Annotated in this window: 5 protein-coding genes and 1 pseudogene; 1 reads left to right on the top strand and 5 read right to left on the bottom strand. The window is 63.2% G+C overall.

Annotation, left to right across the window (positions count from 1 at the left end; all coding sequences use genetic code 11):
* Nucleotides 1-157 precede the first annotated feature (157 nt).
* The 4 genes and pseudogenes from FVF75_RS04015 to FVF75_RS04030 all read right to left on the bottom strand — a co-directional run bounded on the left by FVF75_RS04015 (nt 158) and on the right by FVF75_RS04030 (nt 5,081).
* The gene (locus FVF75_RS04015) at nt 158-952 is read right to left on the bottom strand and encodes an SH3 domain-containing protein (protein ID WP_148376439.1); all 795 of its coding nucleotides are present in this window, start codon (nt 950-952) and stop codon (nt 158-160) included.
* Entirely contained in the window at nt 952-2,706 is a 1,755-nt protein-coding gene (locus FVF75_RS04020) for a VWA domain-containing protein (RefSeq protein WP_148376440.1), read from the bottom strand. Before FVF75_RS04020 ends, FVF75_RS04015 begins: the two co-directional genes overlap by 1 nt.
* 50 nt (nt 2,707-2,756) lie before the next feature.
* Complete coding sequence (locus tag FVF75_RS04025) at nt 2,757-3,740, bottom strand: hypothetical protein (RefSeq protein WP_148376441.1); 984 nt, start codon at nt 3,738-3,740, stop codon at nt 2,757-2,759.
* A 781-nt stretch (nt 3,741-4,521) separates the two neighbouring features.
* Nucleotides 4,522-5,081 (bottom strand): annotated as a pseudogene (locus FVF75_RS04030) (IS6 family transposase).
* Between the two features lie 249 nt (nt 5,082-5,330).
* Between FVF75_RS04030 and FVF75_RS04035 the strand changes: the two are divergent.
* The gene (locus FVF75_RS04035; RefSeq protein WP_342779779.1) at nt 5,331-6,335 is read left to right on the top strand and encodes a LacI family DNA-binding transcriptional regulator; all 1,005 of its coding nucleotides are present in this window, start codon (nt 5,331-5,333) and stop codon (nt 6,333-6,335) included.
* A gap of 6 nt (nt 6,336-6,341) precedes the next feature.
* Here FVF75_RS04035 and FVF75_RS04040 read toward each other — a convergent pair.
* The coding region (locus FVF75_RS04040; RefSeq protein WP_148376442.1) for an ester cyclase at nt 6,342-7,322 on the bottom strand (981 nt) is incomplete at its 5' end.

Consider the following 7,322-nt stretch of genomic DNA (forward strand, 5'->3'; position numbering starts at 1 on the left):
CAAACCGCAGCGCAAGGCCGCTGTCGTTGGGCGTTGCGGGCGATGGGCTTCCTTTTGGGCGCCCGGCGTTCGCCTTCGGGGAACCGCCCGCCGCCGCCCCCCACGTCACACGGGGCAACGGCCGCTGGTGCACGGGCCCGAGACGCAACCCGCGTTCCTATTGCGGAAAACTCCATCCGTCATGGTCGATGCGAAAGATGCGCACCGGGGCACCCGGCTGCGCGGGATCGGGGCGAAGGCTGAAGACGGCGCGATTCGCCTGCCCGAAGTTGGTGAAATCCACGTTGACCGTGATCATGCCGCGAAACATCGGCCGTTCGGCATCAGGCGCGATGCGGGTAATCCGGCCCTGAAAATCCTGTGAATCGTAGAGCACGTCACCCCCATGCCCCGCCAGCGAGGGCACGATGCCGGCAAAGAAATACCGCGCCCCGTTGGCCGGCGAAAACGGATAATCCGCCTGGCTTCGCGACGCCGCCTCGGCCGCATAGAGATCGCGCACGAGCCTTGTCGCGTCGTCGATCAGCGGGTCACCGATGGTTTGCGCCGCCGGTATTTGGTCGGCGCCCGTGGCGGGGTCGACGGCCGCCTCGCCCGTATCCTCCATCAGGAAGCGCTGGGCGACCCATCCGGCCTTGCCCAGATCGCTGGTCTGCATCAGGCACCAGCGCGGCGGCAATTCGGCGCGCTGCGCTTCTGTCAGCCTGTTCCAGATCTGCGGGATCAGCAGCGGTACGCAGGTGACCTGCCTGAGCCCGCGCGCATCCGGCGCGAGCTTGTCGATCACCAGGTATTGCGTCCCCGGCCCCATGCGCATGTTGAGCATGTCATCGCTGGCCACGCCGGTGACACGCCAGGCATCCGGGCCGTGGCCGTCGATCTCGGCCCGCGCCGCAGGCGCCGACAAGGCCATCGCAATGGCCGCCGCCATCATCATCAACCGGGTTCGCATCATTTCACCTCCACGACAGCGCGTCCGAGCACGTCTTGGTTCGAGACATCCAGAAAGCGGATCTCGTAGAGACCGGGCTGCTCGGGCATGGCCACATTCATGGATGTCTCATCACCGATCGGGAAGACGGCGATCCAGCCGAACACCGCCTGATCCTTCCTGGCAAGCGAAATCCGCTGATCGTCACTGTCGCTGCCGCCCGTCCACGTCACCGTGATGGTCTCGCCCGGTTGCGCGGTTGCCGGCGCCGACAGACCCGCCCCCGTGTCGAGCGGCGCATCCTCTGCCACGACTTCCAGCGAAGCGCTGGCCAGCGTCTTGCCGCCCTCGTTCAGGATATAGCGGATTTCGTAGAGCCCCGGCTCGGTGGGCGCTTTCAGGCGACCATCGGTCTTGTCGCCGATCCGTAGATAGCTGCCGCGCGTGCCCTCGTCTGCCCCCATCGCGACGATGCCGACCATGTCGCGGGGATTGACTGTCGACGACCACGAGATATCCACATCGGTTCCCGCACGCACCGTGCCGGGGCCGGAGATGCCGATTTCGGCCGTCACCACCTCGATGGTCGCGGTGGCCAGCGTCTTGCCGCCCTCGTTCAGGATATAGCGCAACTCGTAAAGCCCGGGCTCGGCGGGCGCCGTCAGCTTTCCTTCGGTATCGCCGCCAACACGCAGATAGCTGCCGCGCGTGCCCTCGTCCGCCCCCATCGCGACGATGCCGACCATGTCGCGCGGATTGACCGGATCGCTCCAACTGACAGCGACGGCGGCGCCGGTGGTCGCCGTGGCGGGTCCCGTCACCTCGACCTGGGTCTCCACCACCTCGATCATCGCCGTGGCCAGCGTCTTGCCGCCCTCGTTCAGGATATAGCGCAACTCGTAAAGCCCGGGCTCGGCGGGCGCCGTCAGCTTTCCTTCGGTATCGCCGCCAACACGCAGATAGCTGCCGCGCGTGCCCTCGTCCGCCCCCATCGCGACGATGCCGACCATGTCACGGGCATCGACCGGATCGCTCCAACTGACATCGAAGACGGCGCCGGTGGTGACCTGGGCGGGGCCGGCAAGCTCCATTTCAGGCAGGGCCGGTTCCGGTTCGGGTTCGGGTTCGGCAACCGGCTGTTGCTCGACCGCGCTTTTCACCTGTGCGAGCGCCTCGTGCAATTCGTCGGCACTGCCGGCGGGCACGAACAGGCCGCCGGTGTTCTCGGCGATGCAGGACAGCGCGGCGTGGGTTTCGTCCTGCAGGTCGAAGCCGACCACATGGGCCGTGAAATCCACCCCCTGCCGTTCCAGTTCAGCCGACAGCGCGCAGGGATCGGCATTGCAGGTCTCCACCCCGTCCGAGATCAGCACGACGGTCGCCGGATGATCGCGGTAGGACAGAAGTTCAGCGGCCTGGCGCACGGCGGCGGTGAGTGGCGTCTTGCCCACGGGCCGGATCGCGTTCACCGTTTCGATAAATCCGCCCCTGTAAACCGGACCGGGCGCGATCAGCGTCTCGATGTCGGTGCAATCGCCCTTGCGCCGGTGGCCATAGGCAACAAGCCCGAGATTGGCGCCTTCGTCCCACTCGTTCACCAGATCGGCCATGACCTCGCGCGCAATCTCGAGCTTGGACGTGCCATCGATCTGGCCCCACATCGAGCCCGAAGCGTCGTAGACGATCACCACGTCGTCGGCAGCGCGGGCCGGGGCAGCACAGGCCATGCCACCGATCGTTGCGAATGTCGCCAATGTCCGTGTGATTGTTTTCATGTCTCTTTCTTTCGGCCGGTTTCAGTCAGAATTCGTCGTGAGTCGCACGGTCAGGCCGGGCGAGATGCCGGGTTATCGGGCCGCGATGCCTCGACCTCGCCCAATGCGCGCTCCTTGAGTTTGCGGAACTTGCCCGACATCTGCTCCAGCCGGGCTTCCCATTCGGGATTCGGCTGCTGGCCCTCGATGGTGCGAAAGAAGACCTGCATCATGCAGGCGATGGCGAAAGGCTCCAGCAGGGCCGCCTTGACGCTCCAGGCGAACAGCAGCGCAAAGACCACCCCGCCCGCGGCCCATGCGCCGGGCATCAGGTAGACGACCAGCGCCGCCGGGGCGAGCATGACCAGAAACACCAGAAAGCCCAGCCCGTAGACGATGAGCGCCAGCCAAGCCGCGTTCTTCAGCATCACCTTCCAGTTCTGCCCGTAGAGTACCAACGCCTCGCGCGCCGAGTCCCAGGAGTTGTCCGAGCGGCTGCGGATGGCATGGGCAAGGATCACCTCGTCGATGAAGCCCACCGCGACCCGCAGGAAGGCCGACAGGATCGCGGCCAGTTGCTGCGCGCCGGGCACCGGCAGGACCGTGAGAATCCCGCGCGCAAGGCCCGAGATGGCACGGATCACGCCACGGATGAGCTGGTCCAGCAGAAAAAGCACGCTGGCCTGCGGGAAACGCGCCTTGACCTCGGCGGTGGCATGATCGATCTGGCCGCGCCCCTGCGGCATCGTCTTGCCGTCGATCAGTTCCACCAGCACCGCGATATGGCCCGCCTTGACGATGTAGAGGATGTATTCGCGCGCCCAGTACATGATGGCGCCGAAAACGCCGAACCCCGCAAAGCTCCCCCACATGGTCGTCGAGGCCCGAAACTCCTCGTCACCGAAACCGCCGACACCCCATCCGATTCCGGCGCCCGTGCCGGTCGCGAGGATGTAGCCGAGCGCGATGCCGAAATAGACGGCCATGCGCAAGAGGATGAACGGAAGCGTCCGCCCCATCATCCCCATTGCCCCGCCGATGCTGAAATCCCACATTCACGATCCTCCCTCTACGAATGTTCCGCTTTAACGAATGGCCACGGCGTGGCGTCTCAAATCTCGCTATTTCTGTTTCCGTATGTCGCGTGACAGGCACGTGACGCACGGGCGGCGATCTGCGCCGCGCGGATGCCCGTGGTCTTGATTGCCGCGCAAGGCGCCGAGACCGTCAGCGGCCTCCAGAACGCGGTCGAGCCCGTCGGCTCGCATCCGGCCTCGCCCATCGACCACTGCTCGCTGCGGTCGCCCGCGACCCGGTTCCCACTACAAAAGAGAGGGAGCCTTGGCATTCACCCCACCTCACAATACCTACACTCGGCGCGGTTTTCGGACCTGCCACATCAGGCCGGAAAATGAAACCCCGCGACACAGACCAGCAGGGCGGTTCTCGCGGCTGCGGACGGTCCTTTCATACGCACCCCCTGCCCCGACACGGTGATTCGAGCGCACAATGGCAAAACCCGGATGCCCGCGCCCCGTTCGTTTGCAGGGGGAGTGACGATTGAGTGGGGGCCAAGGGGTTAGGGTCAACTCTGCTGGGTGGGGGGATCGGTGCGAAGGTCGCGAACCACCACGCAAAAACGGGCCGCAGCGTGTCTTGCGACGACCGTCACCGATCGCGGCCCACGACGCCGGCCCGACGCGGGAACGGGGTTTGAATACAGGGGGGGTGGATATGCTGATGAGAGACGGGGGTTGGTGGCGGTGCTGGCAGACTAATTTGAACTCGTCTCTACTTGGACAGTGAGGCTGTCTCTTACATCGCGCAGAGTCCGCGCTACTCGGCGAGAGCGACGGCCCGATTTCGTTTGAAAGTGTCGCGACGGGAGAGACTGCGTTCCCGGTTGAAGTGGTTCGAGACGGAGGCGTGGACTGATGCGAATTTCTGCAAACTTCGCATCCGCCGGAATCGCAGCATTGCCCCCTCGTCGAATTGGCAGGCCGTGGCGCTTTAGCGATTTCTTAATGAATTTCAACGCGGCGTTCCTGTCACGGGTGTTGGTCACGAAGCTCTCGAGAACCTCGTCCTCGTTTCCAACTGCACGCCACAGGTGGTGCACCTTGCCGTTGATCTTCACGATCAACTCGTCCAGGTGCCACCTATACCGGCTGGATTGCATCTCCCTTCTAACCGGCGTTTCCGGATCTCGGATGCGAACATGGGTCCGAACCGATGCACCAGTATGGCAGCGCCTCATGGCAGATGTCGATGCCGTGCTCGTGCAGCAGGTCCTCGACATTTCTAAGTGACGGGGGGAAGCGCACATACTTCATCACCGCCAAGCGGATGATCTCGGAGCACGCGTTGAGATACCGGAACGGGGCGCCTTTTGTCATCCCGCGACGATACTTGGCCGCCCTGCTCGCCTCTAGCCAGTTTCCTCTGACACCGCCGCCCAGCGACAGGTCGGCTTCTCGAGGCTTACACCGAATTTGGGCGCACTCACCCTGCTGTGCAAAAATCCGTGCAAAACGTGCACAAAAACCGGCTGCATCTCTGGAACAGCACCCAAGAATGTGCAACACTCCAATGAGATAGCTGCGCTTCTCGTTGGCGTCAAAAAGTTCTGGGGAATAGGTATTGCTATGGCAAAAGTAACCTCGTCCGATGTCGCAGCACTTGCCGGGGTTAGTCGATCGGCTGTCAGCCGGGTTTTCACACCCGGCGCTTCTGCCAGCAAGGATACAATCGAGCGCGTGCGCCGCGCCGCCAAGGAGTTGGGGTATCGCCACACCGGTCACCGAAAGAAACAGTCCGATCATCCGCGTATCGGCCTGGTGGTCAGCAATGTCGAAAACCCATTCTACGCCCAGGCGACCAAACACCTTTCGATGGCGCTTCAGGCGCGGGGGTTCGATACGCTTCTGCTTGTCGAGATGGAAACTGTCGGAACGGCCGAGGACATCGTCGCCCGTTGCCTGGACCAGGGGGTCGTGGGTCTCTTGGTTTCGAGCGTTGCGACACAGTCGGAGCTCGCCAAGGAATGCGAGCGTTTCGGCATCCCCGCCGTCTTCTTCAACCGCTTGCCCAATGACAATCAATCGAACTGCGTAACAGCGAACAACTATTCAGGTGGACGCATTATCGGAGATCATCTGGTGGCCTGTGGTCACAGGAAAATCGCCTATCTGGCGGGGTGGGAATATGCCTCTACCCAACGCGACCGCGAGGCTGGCTTTGTCGCCGCTCTCAATGACGCCGGGATTGAACTACATTCACGGGACATCGGCGATTTCGACTATGATCTGGCCTGTGAGGCGACGCGTCGACTATTTTCCGGCAAAGACAAACCGGAAGCGATCTTTGTCGCCAATGATCACATGGCTTTTGCCTGCATGGATGTGCTGCGCTTCGAGTTGAATCTGTCGGTGCCGCAGGATGTTTCGGTGGTCGGCTTCGACGATGTGCCGTTGGCGGCCTGGCCGTCGTATGATCTGACCACCGTGTCGCTGCCTATCAAACTGATGGCGGAACAGGCGGTCGAGATGCTGAACACCCAGGTCGAAGGCAAGAAGGTCGGCAGCCATCGGATTGCCATTGATGGCCGGCTCGTAGTGCGCGGCTCCACACGGCGCGCATCCCTAGGCTGACCTGTTTCAGAGCGCGGAATTACGCGCCAGAACATCCAGACCCTGCATGTTCAGGAAATGCAGAAGGTCAATGAAAATCCAGTTTTCAGCCAGCTTGCCATTCTCCGCTCGATACATATCCACCACGCGCATATCCGCCGGTTGCGGCCCCGCTGGCATCCCCATGTAACCGCCCGAGTTGCGGACCGTCAGGTTCGCCCAACCGAAGAACCCGCCAAAATGCCCCTCGGCGACGCGGCACAGGTGCCCGTTGAAGCGATAGCCGTCATTCAGCGCCTGCCCGAAGGGGCGGGCGTGCTGCTTGATATATCGCTCGATGGTGTAAGTCGCCCCGATCCCGTAGGGGCCCCACCAGATCATGTCCTCATGCCAGGTTTCGGCGAGAATATCGGCATAGTTGGGGTTGGGCTTGCTCGAGCGTTCGCTGCGTCCCATGCCGGTCAGCATCGCGTTGATCGCATCCAGCGTCGCCTTGCCCTTTGCCGGGTCCTGCGCACCCCACATCAAACCTTCATGTGTCATCGGGCCGGGCTGCACCAGATGAGCGCCGGTTTGCGGAGGAAACGGGTTCTGGCCCGCCTGGACCATCACTTGCGGGATGTCGCAGAACATCGCGGTCTCGGTGATCTTGCCGTTTTCCACCCGGTTGAACTCGACATAACGCAGCATGGTGATGCGGCCGGTTGGCCGGATGCCAAGCCAGGGATGGTCGAAAAGCCCCATCAGATGCCCCATCGACACGACCCAGACGGAATGAAATCCGTCCATCTCGTTGCGACCGGCAAGAAAGATGTCGGGGCGGCGTTGAAGGCGGGTGAAGGACGCTTTCAGCGGAGACCAGAACATATCCGCCACCGCCTCGGCCCCGGTCTGTTCGTGGAACGGGTGCATCCCGCGCCAGAGCCAGCGATCGCCCGTATAACGCGCCAGAACCTCGGCCACGGCCTCGGGCGCGGCAGCGGACAGGTCGTGATGATACTGGCGGAC

Source organism: Maritimibacter fusiformis, assembly GCF_008086115.1.
GTDB lineage: Bacteria > Pseudomonadota > Alphaproteobacteria > Rhodobacterales > Rhodobacteraceae > Muriiphilus > Muriiphilus fusiformis.

Excerpts from the sequence above, each read along its gene's own strand:
- FVF75_RS04015 (WP_148376439.1), bottom strand. The coding sequence starts at position 952 with ATGCGAACCCGGTTGATGATGATGGCGGCGGCCATTGCGATGGCCTTG.
- FVF75_RS04020 (WP_148376440.1), bottom strand. The coding sequence starts at position 2,706 with ATGAAAACAATCACACGGACATTGGCGACATTCGCAACGATCGGTGGC.
- FVF75_RS04025 (WP_148376441.1), bottom strand. The coding sequence starts at position 3,740 with ATGTGGGATTTCAGCATCGGCGGGGCAATGGGGATGATGGGGCGGACG.
- FVF75_RS04035 (WP_342779779.1), top strand. The coding sequence starts at position 5,331 with ATGGCAAAAGTAACCTCGTCCGATGTCGCAGCACTTGCCGGGGTTAGT.